The 16739-nt window shown below is 39.3% G+C and carries 14 protein-coding genes; 6 read left to right on the forward strand and 8 right to left on the reverse strand.

Translation table 11 applies throughout. The annotated features are described in order from the left end of the window. Nucleotides 1-177: 177 nt before the first annotated feature. From HII17_RS03710 to HII17_RS03720, 3 genes are all read right to left on the reverse strand, one after another. A complete protein-coding gene (locus tag HII17_RS03710; protein ID WP_169073946.1) occupies nt 178-1158 on the reverse strand; it encodes a restriction endonuclease in 981 nt (326 codons plus the stop codon). A gap of 244 nt (nt 1159-1402) precedes the next feature. After that, complete coding sequence (locus tag HII17_RS03715) at nt 1403-2374, reverse strand: GGDEF domain-containing protein (RefSeq protein WP_169073947.1); 972 nt, start codon at nt 2372-2374, stop codon at nt 1403-1405. Between the two features lie 140 nt (nt 2375-2514). Further along, complete coding sequence (locus tag HII17_RS03720) at nt 2515-3708, reverse strand: helix-turn-helix domain-containing protein (RefSeq protein WP_169073948.1); 1194 nt, start codon at nt 3706-3708, stop codon at nt 2515-2517. A 181-nt stretch (nt 3709-3889) separates the two neighbouring features. Here HII17_RS03720 and HII17_RS03725 point away from each other — a divergent pair, with 181 nt between their 5' ends. Further along, nucleotides 3890-4579, forward strand: coding sequence for a DUF2306 domain-containing protein (locus tag HII17_RS03725; protein ID WP_169073949.1), 690 nt, complete (start codon nt 3890-3892; stop codon nt 4577-4579). 58 nt (nt 4580-4637) lie between these two features. On the opposite strand, the gene HII17_RS03730 is transcribed toward HII17_RS03725, so the two are convergent. Together HII17_RS03730 and HII17_RS03735 are read right to left on the reverse strand one after the other, a co-directional pair. Then, nucleotides 4638-5567, reverse strand: a complete 930-nt coding sequence (locus tag HII17_RS03730; protein WP_169073950.1) for an ABC transporter ATP-binding protein — start codon at nt 5565-5567, stop codon at nt 4638-4640. After that, on the reverse strand, nt 5564-6412 hold the full coding sequence (locus tag HII17_RS03735; RefSeq protein ID WP_169073951.1) for an ABC transporter permease: 849 nt from the start codon (nt 6410-6412) through the stop codon (nt 5564-5566). Before HII17_RS03735 ends, HII17_RS03730 begins: the two co-directional genes overlap by 4 nt. A gap of 265 nt (nt 6413-6677) precedes the next feature. On the opposite strand from HII17_RS03735, the gene HII17_RS03740 reads away from it, so the two are divergent. Further along, complete coding sequence (locus HII17_RS03740) at nt 6678-7469, forward strand: PhzF family phenazine biosynthesis protein (protein ID WP_211185233.1); 792 nt, start codon at nt 6678-6680, stop codon at nt 7467-7469. A 5-nt stretch (nt 7470-7474) separates the two neighbouring features. On the opposite strand, the gene HII17_RS03745 is transcribed toward HII17_RS03740, so the two are convergent. Continuing rightward, nucleotides 7475-9178, reverse strand: a complete 1704-nt coding sequence (locus tag HII17_RS03745) for a sensor domain-containing diguanylate cyclase (protein ID WP_169073952.1) — start codon at nt 9176-9178, stop codon at nt 7475-7477. Nucleotides 9179-9462: 284 nt separating this feature from the next. Between HII17_RS03745 and HII17_RS03750 the strand changes: the two genes are divergently transcribed. From HII17_RS03750 to HII17_RS03765, 4 genes are all read left to right on the forward strand, one after another. Further along, on the forward strand, nt 9463-9933 hold the full coding sequence (locus HII17_RS03750; RefSeq protein WP_169073953.1) for an FKBP-type peptidyl-prolyl cis-trans isomerase: 471 nt from the start codon (nt 9463-9465) through the stop codon (nt 9931-9933). Between the two features lie 119 nt (nt 9934-10052). Continuing rightward, complete coding sequence (locus HII17_RS03755; protein ID WP_169073954.1) at nt 10053-10913, forward strand: hypothetical protein; 861 nt, start codon at nt 10053-10055, stop codon at nt 10911-10913. Between the two features lie 22 nt (nt 10914-10935). Beyond that, nucleotides 10936-11091 (forward strand): DUF2986 domain-containing protein, encoded by a 156-nt coding sequence (locus tag HII17_RS03760; protein WP_169073955.1) that lies wholly within the window; start codon nt 10936-10938, stop codon nt 11089-11091. Between the two features lie 149 nt (nt 11092-11240). After that, nucleotides 11241-11795 (forward strand): hypothetical protein, encoded by a 555-nt coding sequence (locus HII17_RS03765; RefSeq protein WP_169073956.1) that lies wholly within the window; start codon nt 11241-11243, stop codon nt 11793-11795. Between the two features lie 274 nt (nt 11796-12069). Here HII17_RS03765 and polA read toward each other — a convergent pair whose 3' ends face one another. Then, on the reverse strand, nt 12070-14805 hold the full coding sequence (gene polA / locus HII17_RS03770; protein WP_169074177.1) for a DNA polymerase I: 2736 nt from the start codon (nt 14803-14805) through the stop codon (nt 12070-12072). 540 nt (nt 14806-15345) lie between these two features. Then, nucleotides 15346-16701, reverse strand: a complete 1356-nt coding sequence (gene gorA / locus HII17_RS03775) for a glutathione-disulfide reductase (protein ID WP_169073957.1) — start codon at nt 16699-16701, stop codon at nt 15346-15348. Nucleotides 16702-16739 lie beyond the last annotated feature (38 nt).

Below are 16739 nucleotides of genomic sequence, written 5' to 3' on the forward strand. Positions count from 1 at the left end.
TTAGTAATTCAATACTTGGCTACAAGTCAGAAAACTCCATTCAAGAATTCTCATTATTAATGAAGATCCACATATTTTAAGTTTCGTTAAAGGTCAGTGATGTACCAATTCCATAGATGAGACAGCCTCTAGCATTATTAGTCATTCTTTGAACCTTCACGGCCCTTGAGATAAAAGCTACGTAATAAGTTTGGGCATTATAGATAAGCCAAGTTTCTCTTTGGTGCCCGGAGAAAGCTCATGGATATGTGAAAAAATCCAGCTAATCAGATCAACGCCTTCCATTACACCTATGTTATTTTGAGCAGCATAAGTTTTTGTATCTTCTGATACGCTACCAGTAGTTATTAACCACATATCAACATGCAAGCTAGACTCCTCTAAAAGAGCTAATTGCTTCACTCCCCAACGACTCGTTACCCCTGAATGATGCTTGCACTGTATATATACTTTACTGCTTGATAACGTATCTGCCTTCGTTGCAATGATATCTACATCTGAGTCATCATGCGTTTTGTTCTTAGCTTCAATTGACGCTTCGTATCCCTCTATTTCCATAAGTTCAGCAATCAACTTTTCTAAACCATAGCCACCACTTTCAAGCGTAGTTTTACCCGATACAATTCGACTTAACAGCTCCTCTTTTAGCGATTCAATTTCTCTGTCGACCTTTTGCTGAAAAATAGAATCAAAGCAAATTGAGTTATCGTTTTGAAGGCTCTCTATATAACCTTCAAATTCATCTGAAAACTCGTTTAAATTAGCGACTGTCATTCTAATTTTCAGCCGACTTTGCACTCCTTCAGACAGTTTATAACGAGGTATTCTGATAACGTCTCCAATTTCATTCTTAAAGAATTCAACCGACACACGATTTGCACCATTCCAAGGGCTTTGCGCATATGACTTCTCTCCTTTTGCAATACCAATAACAATTGCTCTTGAAACTGGAACGACAATGATATCTCCACCTTTAATGTCATAGAAGCGCTTGATTTGGTTTCTTTGTCTGCCAATATCTATTTCTTTTTCTTTAATAAACTGGTCGACAACAGAGAAACTCTCAAAGCTACTCAAATTAATTTGGCTCCATCCATATCCAGCAATGCCAGCCTTAAGTAGGTTTTCTGGACCACGAACCAAAAGAATATTTCCCATAGATTTATCTCCTACCTACCTTAGTTTCTTCTTATTCTGAATTAATAGCTTATTTACTGAATCTAACACCGTTGCAAATAAGGAGCTTAGGTTCCAATAAATCAATAGTATTATCCATCATAAAAGGGCTTGATGTGCATGCCAATTGAAAGCTGAATTACATAGAGCCGCATGTTTGCGGTTTATGTTTAGATATGAACTTACTCTAAGGCGAGCTCCAATAGAACTAAATCCATTGCTGGCTTTATTTTTTATTTTTTTTGGTTTCCTTGTCTTTATACATTTCACCATCGGCCATATTTATGAGCCTTTCTACCACATCGCTCTCTAACGATTCCGCATTAAGCGATGCATAGCCATAACTAAATGTAAGACTAGGTTGCTGGTCATTTTGGGCTAATAGTTCATTCAGTCTGCGTATCATTATAGTAATATCCAACTGTTTTTCGCCTTGGCACATTACAACAAACTCATCACCACCAAATCGAGCAATAATATCGACTTCTCTGAATGTTTCTCTTAAGTAGCGAGCAAATGACATAATCACTTCATCGCCGACTTTGTGGCCGTACGTATCATTGATTGGCTTCAAATTATCGATATCAAAATAGCTTATTCCAATGTTGGCTTTGTTTCTTTTCGCAGATTTAAACAATTGTTCAGCCGCAATAAAAAAGCCCTTACGATTAAACAAGTTAGTGAGGTGATCCGTTGCTGCAGAGCTTTCAAGTTGAATGTTCTTATCGAGTAGGCTCAGCTCTCTTTCCGCCATATCGCGAAAATGCTTTATGAGTTTATGGTAACGACTATCATAATCGGTTTTGAGGAAGTCCATGACGCAAATGGTGCCAAACGTAGAACCATCAGGCCAGTGAAGAGGATAGCCAAGATATGTATTAAAACCATCTTCACTGACTTCTGGGTTACTAATCCATTCATCTTGGTCTGTCGCATTACCTACATATAACCCTGTGTCTTGCCGAACAACTTCACGACAAAATATATTAACGTCAGAATCGATAGTGACACCTGCACCATATGGGTTTTCAACTGATTGATTGGCAATAATAACTTTATACTTTTCATCTCCTGCTTGCACAATAAAGCCTGCAGGAGTGCCGCAAAGTTCAGCCATTAAATCGACAAGCCTCTGCCACGCCGGTAATAATAATTCATCCCTGTCTTGTTCATAAATCCACTGTTCAGGTTGTAACATACAACTCACCATTAAGTTTTTTTTCTAGAACAGAGCCACTTTTAAGTTTAGTAAAAATAGATACTGTGACAACCTTAATTCGCAAGATAGTTAAGTCTGCTACTTTGAAACACTAAAGCAAGTATGCAGCAAGTGTTAACTTAACTCTGATTCATTGATTTCCTAAACTGACTTGGTGTTAATTGAGTTTCTTTTTTAAACGCCGCGTAAAACGACGACTTCGCATTAAAGCCAACATTCATGGCGATATTTAGTACCGTGTCATTCGATTCAAGCAGCATTTGCTTAGCTGCTTCTACTCGATACTTATTTACGTAGTCGAAGAAATTTGCGCCCAGTGACTCATTCAACGTTTGTGAAATATAATTTGGCGAGGTACTGATGTGTTTTGCTAATTTTTGTAGTGAAAGTGAAGCGTCTAAATAAAGCCTATCGTTATGCATGGCATTTTCTATTTTATTAGCGATTTGGCTAGCATGGGCTTCATCTAACGCTGAACGCTGATATTTACTTTGTGAAGGTTCACTGTTCGTTAACCCAATCGGCAATTGTTCTTTGCTATCATATAGCTCTTCAAAACCAGGTTTTTGTCGCAAACCCCAAAGTGCGATACTCCAGATCATCACCAATATTACACTTCCTGCGATACCAGCATTTAATTGCGTAGCAAATACCAAATTATCTAATACAATGTTCACCGCAGTTGCGGTCCACACTACACCTACCGCTAACAGTAACCAACTTAACCATCTAATTTCTTTAGATTCTGTACTAGCAAATAAATCTTTCAAGTGCTGTCGATATTGCGTTAACCGTTTAACTACTTTGTAAAAATAAATACCCGATTGAATTACCCAACCCAGCACGAGCAATAAGGTTGCAATCAAAGTGCCATAAGCAATATAGCGTATCATTTCAGATGTGCTTTTTAAGATGTTTTCATTGCCTTCAATCAACAAGGCGTATTGCACATCATACGGTACAAATAAGGCTAGTAATGAAACCGCACAGCCGATTAGTGCGGGAATAAAATGACGTTTGCTTGCGTCTTGAAATTGCCATGGTGTTTCAGCCGTTATTCCAACGACATAAAGCCAAAAGGTCGGCGCTATCAACAATATCGCAGGCAATGAAAATATTAAAATTGTCGGTTGCCAAGGTTTGGCTACACTCGCCAACGTCGGTTGGCAAATAACAATACCAATGGCCAATAAGCAAATCGCTAACGGCAAGTAAGCGTGGCGTTCGGAAGCGCGTAAAATTAGCAAATGAGCACTAAATATAATAATCGCTAATGTAGAAATGTTTAGCGCAAGTAGTAAAGATTCATCCATTTAAAAATACTCAAAACTGCTTTGTAATGCCGATGAATTAAGAAGGTTCGACTTTCAACGTATGTCCGAACCTACAGGCCAAGTCATAAAAAAGGTTCGAGTTAACATAGTCAGACGCTTTCAACATTTTCATTCTACATAATCAACACATCCTTAGCTACTTAATGAAAAGTGAACGCATATGACACTAGCAAAAACACTAAATAACAACGTTACCGATAACTTCCCTCCGGCTAATTGGTCTATTGTTGGGTTACTATTTTTTTTAACCGGTATTGCAGGTATTCCTGCAATATTTTTAGTAGCGATGGTTGCTCTAGGCCCATCTGCAACCGGTGAAGTTTCAACAATAATTAACGTCGCCCATTTCGAAACACCAATGGCAATTTACCTACACGGCGGATTTGGCATTTTATTTTTCTTAACCATGCCATTTCAGTTTTCACCTAAATTACGAGTTAGTAATCCACAACGACATAAAATAGCAGGAAGAGTCGCCGTTATTTCAGCATTTGTTATGGCAACCTCTGGTGTATGGATGCATAACGTTCTCACGCCAGAATCACAAGGGATACGTTATTTCATATTAATTTTAACTAGTGCAGCTATTTGCCTTACATTTTCAATTGCCCTAATGTTCGCGATTAAACGTAACATTGCACAACACAGAATTTGGATGGCAAGGGCAGTAGCTGTAACATTAGCTGCTGTTACGCCACTATTTGTCGAACTATTAAGCGTTGTCTTATTTAGTCACTTTGAACAATTTTTTGCCGTGTTAACAAAGCTTCAATACGATTACGGCCGTTTATTGGGTATGGCGATAAATTTAGCCATTGCTGAAATCATCATCAGCAAAAAAGCGCTTTAACATAAAACGTAGGCAATAATAGGATCTGTTTCCCGTTATCGCCTACTTCAATGCAATACTACTGATTAACCACGTTTTTGTCTGAATCTGTAAATAGCTGTTCTTCTAACGAACGACCTTTAATTAATTGTCTATATTTCAAAGCATTGTCTGCTAAGAAACCCAATAATTGCTGGTCAAAATAAGGCTCTAGCTGATCATCATAGGTAATTAAATATTCCATGCGTTGAGTTTGCTCTACTTGCTCAACAGACGACAGTTTTTGCAATAACGAAAGGTTTTTAGGAGCAAGTTCATCAAGCAATTGAATCGTTAAATAACCCGCATTGCTACTGCTTTCACCTATCTGTTGCTGAGAAAGCTTACCGCCTTCAAGATAAAGAATGGTACGACACAATTTTTCTAGTTCGTCTAAATTATGTGAGCTCACCATAAATGTCGCTTCAGAAGAAAGCTCGCCAATCAGCTTGCGAATAACTCTAGCATTAGCGGGATCTAGCCCTGCTGTTGGCTCATCAAGCAATATTAATTCTGGTTTACCGAGTAGCGCCTGCGCAATCGCTATACGCTTTCGCATTCCGTGACTAAGTTCTTGCGGCTTAACATTTGCTGTTTCTACCAAACCAACCAAATCCAACACCCGCTCGGCCTCTTTTACCGCATTGGACTTACTCATACCTTGCAGTTGTCCGAAAAACAGAAGTTGCTTCAATACCGAAAAACGCGGATCTAATAACGCATCTTGTGGCAAAGCACCAACTCGCCCAAACAATTTAGGTGAATTGGGCTGTTCTCCAAAAATTTCAACGCGACCTGTCGTTGGTTTTAAATAACCACACAAAATACTAAATAGTGTTGTTTTACCCGCCCCATTTGGTCCAACTAATGCTATTGGTTCACCAACATCTACCGAAAAATCAACTTGATTTAGCGCTAATTTGTTACCGTAACTATGGCTAATACCGTTACAGCTAATTACTGTACTCATAACGCTCTCCTATTAAATAAAAACATGGCAATAATCAGAATAACCACTGTTTGACTGATAGGTAGAATTAAGTACGACATAGAATCCATCCCTGAAGATGTCGCTAAATCCGTCACTTGTGCACCCAATAACACATCACTTAATAGGCTAAGCTGCGGTATGTAGTAACTAACAACAGCCACCAAAATAATAGAAAATCCAATACCGATAATTGCTAAGAAAGTAGCAGAGCGCGCCGATTGACATACCACCGATGTTAGCGCGGTTACCGCTACTACTGGCGCTAATACAAACAGCATATGAAACAAAATAAACCCAAAATGAGAGGCAAACGACGATGATAGAACAGGGTCGCGATAAATCGCCATTGCAGATGCCGCCAATAATGTTGCCAATATTAGAATCGTTAAAATTAGCAGCTGCCCTAAATAACGACCAAAAAACAACTCAAAACGCGTCGTTCTCAGCACAATAAATCGCAACGTGCCGCGAGCTTTATCCGACGAAATCTGATCGGAAGTAATAAGTAATGCAAACAAAGGATAAAGTATTAACGAAGTCACCCAATAAACCGCCAACTCTGGGACTGGCCATGCTAATAAGTTCTCTACTCCCACCATGCCAAAGACTTGCTTTAAGGTGTCTTCAAGCTGCGGCTGTGAAATAATCGAAGACGCGTAGTAAACTGGATAGCGTAAAATGAAATACCACACTATGGCAAAGGCTATAAGTGCCATCCAGCCTCTTTTGGTATTAAATAAACGTGTTAACTCATAATTGGCAATTGTCCATATTCGCGAAATTGAGGTCGGCTGCCGTACAGTGTCTATTGTACTACTTTGCATATATTGTCCTTGTTATCATGTTAACTATACTCAAGCTATCATCATGCCAACACTATAGTATTGAAATTTATAGATTTTTCAATTAACAATCTAAAAGTAAAGTGTATATCACGCCATAATTTGGTTAATTCGGTCATTAAGTTAAGTTTGATTAAGAAAATCAACATCCATAAGTTACGAATTTAACTCAATAAAATGACTTGCGTAACTTTTTCACTGTCACATAATCGACTTATAAGCTTTGTCGCTATTTGGAGAATTTATCTTGGAATTGGATATATTTGTTGTCGATGCGTTTACTGATAAGCAATTTAAAGGAAACTCTGCTGCCGTTGTTCCAGTAAATGAATGGCCTGCAATTCATTTGATGCAAAGCATTGCTGCTGAAAACAACTTGTCTGAAACCGCATTCATTAAAAATATTTGTGATAACCACTATGAGATTCGCTGGTTTTCACCATTAACTGAAATCGATTTTTGTGGTCATGCAACGTTAGCAGCTTCTTATGTCTTATTTTTCGAATTTGGTCTTAAAGGCGTAATCGAATACTCTACAGCAAAAGTTGGCTCGCTCAGAGTATCGTTACGCGATAGTAAAAACATTGAAATGAGCTTTCCAAATCAAAAGCCAACGGGCATCAATCAAGTACCTACTGAAATATTACAAGGGTTATCTAAGCAGCCCATATATGTACTGAAGAACAGGCAAGCATACTTTGCCGTCTATGCCTCAGAAGATGATATTTTTGATATAAATTATGATTCTCAACAATTAGCGCAATTGGCACCTTTTGATGTGGTTATTACAGCTCCGGCAAAAGCCTATGATTTCGTATCTCGCTATTTTTGGCCAGCAAATGGTGGCGACGAAGACCCTGTTACCGGTTCAATTCATTCTGGATTAGCCCCTTACTGGGCAGAGCAATTAAATAAGACCAAGCTAATCGCATATCAAGCGTCTAAAAGAGGGGGCGTGCTTACCTGCAGTCTTACTGGTGATCGAGTATTAGTTTCAGGCACTGGTGTGTTATATATGAAAGGGAAAATTTATACCTAGATTTGTCAATTGCTATTTTGCACATGCACTTGATTTTTACCGCTTTGTTTAGCGACATAAAGTGCTCTATCTGACTGATTAATCATTAGCTCAAGAGTATTCAATGCCATGAATTCCTGATTAAACTTGCCAGCTTCTGTTCCTGCAACACCAATACTCGCGGTAATCGACAATGACACTTGCGCTACACGTATTTCGAGTGCAGCAATCGCAAGCTTGATTCTTTCAGCCTGCAAAGTCGCTTGATTTCGAGAGGTTTCAGGTAAAAGTATAATAAACTCTTCACCGCCCCAACGGGCCGAAATATCGCCTTTTCTACAAGTTTCTGTAATGCATTTTGCGACCAGCTGTAAAACACGATCACCCGTATCATGCCCATATTGATCGTTAAAACGCTTAAAAAAGTCGATATCAAGTAACACAATTGACGCATCACGCTTTTCCCGGCAAATATTTTGCCAAATAGGCTTTACAGAGTCTTGAAACCCTCGGCGATTATTGAGCTGGGTTAAGGTATCGGTACGAGCATATGTCTCAGCAATAAGCTTATCCAATTTAGCCATTCGAAACTGTCTAGCAAGTATTACGGCAAGCAAAATAGCTTCAAAAGCCATACCAACTTCAATCGCTTTAAACGTGTAATCGTTATAAGGCACAAGAAAGCCGGCAACAGCTAAGGTTGATATGGTGATACAAATTGCCGCAGTCACTGACGAAAGAATAAAAATAACTGCAAAAGGCTTACTCGCATATAAGGCTCGAATACCCATTGCGACAAATAAAATAACGAAACAAGTGTTCAATAAAAAGGCTAACGCCATCGAAAAGAACAACTGATTAAAAATGAAGCCAAGTAACATACCAACAGGCACGACAACCGTTGTTCGTATTACAAATCTATCTAAATTCGGTGCATAGTCTTTTGTACTTAGTAACACTCGCGCAAAATGCAGCCCTGCAACGCTGTAGGTGATCATTAGAAAGATATCGAGCCAGTCTTGAAAATACGGACCAAAATCATAAGTAATTAAGGTATGAAGCTGGCCAGTATATGAAAGGCTATTCACAACAAAGCCTATTAAATACAAACTATACAGCCCATATTCTCTCTGGCGAATGAACACATAAAGCACTAAGTTATACAAGGCTAGCGCCATCATTACGCCATATAACACGCCATATTGATAACCATTAGCTATGTCATTTTTTACAGCATTTTCTACTGCGCTAAACCTAACAGGCATTGCCATCGGCCCAATAGTTTCAACACGTATGAATACTTCTGTTACCCCTGGCTCAAAGCCATGTTCAAATGCGTAGAATCGATATTGCATTGGCCGTTGTTCAAAAGGAATGGCATCACCACCGACAATATGCGATACCACTTTTCCATTAACCACTAGCCAAGTATCAATATAATCAAGCCAAGGAGTTTCAATACTCAAACGGTAGCGTTGTTCAGCTCTGCTGGTGTTGTTAACCCTAAACTTCATCCAAGCAGGTTCTACATCAATACCAAGTGATATTGAGTTGCTTGACCAAGAGCGAAAATATCCTTGAGCGAACTGAGCTCGAGCTTCTTCTAATGAAAGCTTTCTGCTTTGCTCTTGAAAAAGCTGCGTGTGCTTGCCTAATGTGTCATCACTAAATTCGGGGATTTCAAAAGAATCTGCATAAGCACCGAAGGAAAATATCAGAATAAAAAACATTAACGCACAAGAAAATGCCTTGTGATTTACATGGCTAGGTTTATACAAACAATGATATTTATCGCTACAAAGCAGGAGCATAAAAGAGAGACAAAGCGAAACATCTATACTGTTAATAATAACATCGAATTCACCACTCTTCGATAAATGCTAATCAAGATATTACTTTTCATTCAGTTTGACATGGTATTCTCACCCAAAATCACACAGTATTGTTTAATTTCTTCCTTAACTTTTTTAACCAATGCTAGAATACCAAACTCATTCGGTTCTCAGGATAGCTCATGAAATTTGTTGTTTTATTTATCATTATTGCCATTGCGGTATTTTTATTTAATCGAAGCGCTAATAACAAAGCCGCCGCAGAAGAAAATAATCGAATAGCTAAAGCCTATTTAGCAGACAATAAAACGGTTGTTGATGTTGTAGAAACTGCTTCAGGCCTACAGTATCAAGTGCTAAATAAAGGTGAGGGTACCGAGCACCCAACGGCAACTTCAAAAGTGAAAGTACATTATCATGGGACATTAATTGACGGTACGGTTTTCGATAGTTCTGTTGAGCGTGGGCAAGCGATTAGCTTTGGTTTAAACCAAGTAATTCCTGGCTGGACAGAAGGCGTTCAACTGATGACTGTTGGCGATAAGTTTAAATTCTTCATTCCAGCTAATTTGGGTTACGGCAATAGAGCTACAGGAAAAATAACACCGGGCTCTCTATTAATTTTTGAAGTAGAGCTATTAGCCATTAATTAGATAGCCAACGTTTTACTCAGCAGTACGCATTCCAATAAAGTTTTATCTATCAGTATCTTATGGTTATCCGTTACCCAATTTCGTTAATTGTTATTTTTTTCATTTCTGCCCACTTCAACATGTCTGAAGCGGGCGATGCAGCCCCTCAGAAAAGTACTGAACAAAAGCCAACCATTATGTGGCTGATTGAAGACAAGCAAGAAAACGTCGATATTTTGGCAGAGAATACTAAACAAACACCAACAGCTACTTACATAGAAAAAATTATCACTAGCCAATTAGCAAAGTACTACGATGTTAAATTTGAGCGAGTGTCTATGTCTCGTATTAATTTTTCACTGAAAAATAGAGATAACGCCTGTGCCGCCAATAGAGCTAACACCGCAGAACGTCGCAGTTATTCAATTTTCTCTAAACCTCAGGCTTTTTATCTAACCCATAAGTTGTATCGCTTTAACCAACAAAGTCCGTTACCTGAATCACTATTAAATTCGCAAGGCGAGCTAAATAGTATTGCCAAGGTTTTTGAACATTTTCCTAATGCGAAAATTGGCGTCGCAGAAAATGTGTCTTATGGTGAGTTTCTTGATCAGCGAATGGCCGAAGTCAATAAAAAGAACATTTACTATCGTAGCGGCAATAATCGCGTTACCGCATTAGAAGCAATGCTATATAGCAATCGTGTCGACTACTTACTTGCATTACCGGTTGATATTAAACCTAGCGACGAACAGAAAGGTTTGGTCGAGCGGTACAGCATTGCTGGCGCACCACAGTATTTGCCTGCCTATTTCAATTGTGCAAACAGTCAATTAGGTCAGCAAGTCATTAACAAGCTAAGCGAATTATTAACTAATCTATACACCACTGAAGTTTATTACTTGTCTCATAAAAATACCTTTTCCGAAAATGAATTAGTTAAACTGAAGCAATACTTAAAGCAGCATTATGCTGATGAACCTATACTCAAAACAAAGTAATAAATACAGTTAAGTTAAACACATGAATCGAAAAAAGAAGATAAAAAGTACGTTGTTAGCCAAGAAAAAAAAGGCTAATGCAAAATTACATAAAAGTAATAAGCCAAAATACATCTCAAAAGCAGAGCGCGCTAAACTAGCTGAAGCTTCTGAGACAGAGCAAAATGACGAAAATTAAACAATGATTACAAACCTTCCATACAATTAGACGTTTACCAATGTCTCGTCTAACTTTAATACACACCTGATTACTTATTGTTCATGGAGTAGGAACAAGCAGTCAAATTAACTGGTGTTCAAATAAAGCCACTTATGTGAGGGAATACCATGAAAATAAAAACCTATCTGCTAGTTGCTGTAATGACAGCATTTACCACAGTAGTTAGTGCTAGCGAACCTGCTAGTACAAAAATCAAAAGAGCTATGTCGGCAGCGCCCACTTCTATTAGTCAAAATGCATTGATCATCGACACAGACGGTACCGTGCTAAAACAAGGTAACAATGGGTGGACGTGTCTGCCGGATACGATGGCCGGTGATAAAGCGCCTATGTGCAATGATGAAACTTGGATGAAAATGATGCAAGCGGTAGGAAAGCAAGCACCATTTAAAGCCGATCGCATTGGCATCTCATATATGCTCCAAGGTGAACCAACGGGTTCAGGTGTCAGTAACTCTACGCCCTACCATCATGATCATAAAAATGCCGAAGATTACGTGGAAACAGGCCCTCACATTATGATTGTCGTGCCAAAGAAGTTGTTAAATGGGTTGACGACTAATCCAGGCGACGGCGGCCCATATGTAATGTGGGGAGATACAGATTACGCACATATTATGGTACCTGTTGCTTTAGAAGGTAAGTCGGTGATCACCAAATAAGCTGTTGGTAAATTAATTACAGGTATAAAAAAACCGGTAACAAAAGTTACCGGCATATTAGCTTATGAGGAAAGCTAGAATTTACAATTATTACAACAAGCGTTCACGTTGAGGAACGAAATGAATTATAGAGTATCGACTCTACCCTTGTAAAGCCAATTTTGTAATTTATTTTCACTTTTGTTGTAAAAATACAATTATATTACTGTGTGAGTATAAAAAAAGCCGCTTTTTGCGGCTTTTTCATCACACTTTGGAAACTTTACGACAAAAGCTAATGAGCCTGTTGCCAATTATCACCATGGCCCGCCTCGGCGATTAAAGGTACATTAAGTTCGGCTGCATCATTCATGATTTCAACCAACTTAGCAGTAACACTTTCAAGTGCTGATTCTTTAATTTCAAAAATCAATTCATCGTGTACTTGCATCGTCATTTTCACAAGTTCACTATCTTGCGTTGCAATCCATGCATCTACTGCCAACATTGCCTTTTTGATAATGTCTGCTGCAGTGCCTTGCATAGGTGCATTGATTGCTGCGCGCTCGGCAGCCTTTTTACGGGCTTGATTACGCGCTTTTATATCAGGTAAATATAATCTACGACCGAATAATGTTTCTACATAACCTTTTTCACTTGCCGTTTGGCGAGTACCTTCCATATAGGACATCACATTAGGATAACGTTCAAAATACTTGTCCATATAGGCCTGCGCTTGATTTCGGCCAACGCCAATTTGCTTTGATAAGCCAAATGCCGACATTCCGTAAATTAAGCCAAAGTTTATCGCCTTAGCACTGCGGCGCATGTCACTAGTAACGCTATCAACATCAACGCCAAATATTTCAGCGGCAGTAGCACTATGCACATCCTTTCCTTCAGCAAATGCTTTAACTAGACCTGGATCATCCGATAGGTGAGCCATGATACGTAGTTCAATTTGCGAGTAATCTATTGCAACAATCTTATAACCGTCTGGAGCAATAAATGCTTGCCTAATTTTTCGACCTTCTTCACTACGAATAGGAATATTTTGTAAATTAGGATCGGTTGACGATAAACGACCTGTTGCAGCAACAGCTTGATGATAAGAAGTATGTACTCGTCCGGTTTTGGACTGTACAAGTAAAGGCAACTTGTCGGTATAGGTAGACTTTAATTTGGCCAATCCGCGATGTTCCAAAATCAATTTCGGCAAAGGATAGTCTAACGCTAATTCTTGCAACACTTCTTCTGCCGTTGACGGTGCGCCTTTTGGGGTTTTCTTGATCACTGGGATTTGTAAATCAGTAAATAGAATTTCTTGTAGCTGTTTCGGCGACGCTAAATTGAATGTCTTACCTGCAATATTGTGTGCTTCAATTTCAAGCTCAGATAAACGAGTACCAATCGCTTGGCTTTGCTCTCCAAGCAAATCGCTATCGATCAACACACCATGCTCTTCCATACGGGTAAGCACCGGCATTAACGGTAATTCAATATCGGTAAATACTGATAACGGCCCTTTTTCTTTTGACAACTTACCATATAAAGCGTGGTGCAAGCGTAGAGTAATATCGGCATCTTCTGCGGCGTAGTGCCCTGCCTTTTCAATTTCAATCTGGTTAAAGGTAAGCTGCTTAGCACCTTTACCTGCAATATCTTCAAACTTAACAGTCTTAACACCTAAATATTTTTCCGCCAAGGCATCCATATTGTGACGGCTGGCAACACTGTTGTAGCAGTATGACTCCAGCATAGTATCAAACGCCACGCCTGCTAATGTAATATCATAGTGGCTTAAAACGTGTGCATCGTATTTTAGGTTTTGGCCAAGCTTTTTGTAGCTAGTACTTTGTAAAATAGGTTTAAGTTTGCCAAGTACCCAATCACGATCAAGTTGCTGTGGTGCATCTTCGTAGTCATGTGCGAAAGGCACATATGCCGCCTTACCAGCTTCACAGCTAAAAGACACACCAACCAATTCCGCCTGCATATAGTCAATACTGGTGGTTTCGGTATCGAAGGCGAATGTCCCTGCATTCATCAACTTATTTAGCCAAGCGTTAAAATCGGCTTCCGTGAAAATAATATCGTAATCAGCATCAATCGCTTCCGGTATTGCCTCTTCTTCAACAACTTCTTCTGCCGAAGGCGCATCTTTACCTTTTTTCAAATCAGCTAAATGACGGCGTAACTCGTACTCGGTAAATAGTGTTGTAAGTTTTTCTGTGTCGGCTTCAACTGGCGCTAGTTCACTCGCATTTTTTTCCAATGCTACGTCACATTTTATTGTGGCGAGTTCGTAAGATAGTGGTAATTGATCTAGCGCTGAACGAAGATTTTCACCAATTTTACCTTTAACTTTGTCAGCATTCGCAATGACATTATCCAAGGTTTCATGTTCCGTAAGCCATTTAACCGCTGTTTTAGGGCCACATTTTTCAACACCAGGGATGTTATCGACTTTGTCACCCATTAATGCCAAGTAATCAATGATTTGATCAGGGCGAACGCCAAACTTTTCAACTACACCCGCTTCATCCATTTCGACATTAGTCATAGTATTAATTAGACGAACGTGAGGCGTGACAAGCTGGGCCATGTCTTTATCGCCTGTAGATATTACAGTTTCAATACCCTCTTCACTCGCTTGCTTAGCTAATGTGCCAATAACATCATCAGCTTCGACACCCTCAATCACTAACATTGGGAAACCCATTGCTTCGATCATTTCATGCAGCGGCGCTATTTGGCAGCGCAGATCATCCGGCATAGGAGGACGATTGGCTTTATATTCTGGGTACAAGTCGTTTCTAAAGGTTTTCCCTTTCGCATCAAACACGACAATGATATTACCGTTAGGATAGTCTTTTTGTAGACTCTTGATCATATTCAGTACGCCGGTAATCGCACCTGTCGGGTGGCCATCTGCGGTCGATAATGCCTGTAAATAAGGCACATGATAGGCTCGGAAAAGATAAGAAGAGCCATCAACGAGAATCAAGGGAGAAAGTGTAGAGGTAGCCATAGGTCTATCAGCGTCGAAATAAATTTGGCTAAGCATGCCACAACCAGCGCATTCACTCCATAACCAGTTGTGAACAAATCGTGATTTTTATTAGGAATTTCGGCGTCTTCTGTGGATAACTTTGTTGACAAACATAAAAAACCTCCGAAATAAGTTAAACCTTAAATCAGATATCATATGTTAAGTTGTTGAAATTCATAAAAAAGGAGAGGCAAAAATCCTTTTTAAACACAACATTTATTATTTTTATTTTTGTGGATAAAACATCTATCTCTATTTTCTCAGCACTGCTCAAAAAGCGTTCAGGTGCTAAGTAAGGCTTAAGAGATTACCAGATTGAAAAATGATTACCAGAAGATTATTAAACTTTTTTTAACGTTATTTTACATCGCTAAATAACAAAATTTTCTAAGCCAGAATTGACGGGGTTTTGCGTAAATCCATAATAATTTTATGGTGAATTTTTTATGACAAATTTATTTTTATTGAATAAAAATGCCAGCAGTTTTTGCTGGCATTTTGGGGTAATATTTATTGACATTAAGTCATAGTAACGAATTCTTCTGCAGAAGTTGGGTGTATCGCTACCGTGTTATCAAAATCAGCTTTAGTTGCCCCCATTTTCATTGCCACTGCAAAGCCTTGTAGCAGCTCATCTGAGCCAAAACCAATCGAATGAATACCAACAATTTTTTCTTCTTTACCTACACAAATTAATTTCATACGTGTAGGGTCGCGATAATCCTCTGTCATTGCTTGATAAAGCGCTGTAAATTGCGAGTTGTACACCTTAACTTGCTCTTCACCAAATTCAGCAATCGCTTCTTTTTCTGTTAAACCAACCGTGCCAATCACTGGGTGGCTAAACACAACGGTAGCGACATTTTCATAGTCCAAATGTTCATACGGTTTGTTATTGAATAATCGTTCACATAAACGGCGACCCGCCGCCACAGCTACCGGTGTCAGTTGAACTTTCCCAGTGTTATCACCAACAGCATAAATACCTTCAACATTAGTATTTTGATATTTATCGGTAGGAATGTAGCCGCGCTCGTCTGTTTCAACGCCAGTCGCTGCTAAATTGATAGCGTCTGTAGCAGGTTCGCGGCCAATTGCCCATATAAGCTTGTCTACAGGTCCCACTGTATTGCCATTTTCTAAATGAATACTGAGTTGGCCATTGGTGTGCTGTTCAACACTTACTGGCACACTATTATTATGCAAAGTAGGACCGTGCTTAGCCATTTGCTCAACTAAAGTGTCGCTGAGCATGTCATCAAAGCCACGTAACGGTTTTTCTTTACGCACTAACAAATGTGACTCACAACCTAACGCATGCAACACGCCTGCTAGCTCAACAGCAATATAGCCAGCACCGACAACCGCAGCTGATTTAGGCTGTTCTGTTAATGCAAAAAAACCATCAGAATCTATGCCGTATTCTGCCCCAGGAATTGAAGGAATACTCGGTCTACCACCAGTGGCAATCACAATATGATCAGCGCTATATAGCTCGCCATCTACTTCTACTGTATTTTTATTAACAAATTTTGCAAAGCCTTGAATTACGGTAACATCATTTGCCGTAAAACCTCGCTGGTAAGCAGCATGAATGCGCTCTATATATGCCTCTCGGTTCTTAACCAATGTTCCCCAGTCAAACGATTGTAGAGGCGCATTAAAACCGTAATCTGGCGCATAGCTTAGCGCATCAGCAATCTGCCCTGCGTACCACATCGCTTTCTTTGGCACACAACCTACGTTTACACAAGTACCGCCAATCGCTTTTGCTTCGATTACCGCAGCTTTTTTACCATGTTTAGCTGCTCGATTGGCTGATGCTATACCACCACTGCCAGCACCAATAGCTAAAAAATCAAAATGTTGAGTCATATTTTCTTACCTTTGCACAGGCTTACTGATTAATAGTT

Origin of the sequence: Thalassotalea algicola (genome assembly GCF_012932965.1) — a bacterium.
GTDB classification, from domain to species: Bacteria; Pseudomonadota; Gammaproteobacteria; order Enterobacterales; family Alteromonadaceae; genus Thalassotalea_F; species Thalassotalea_F algicola.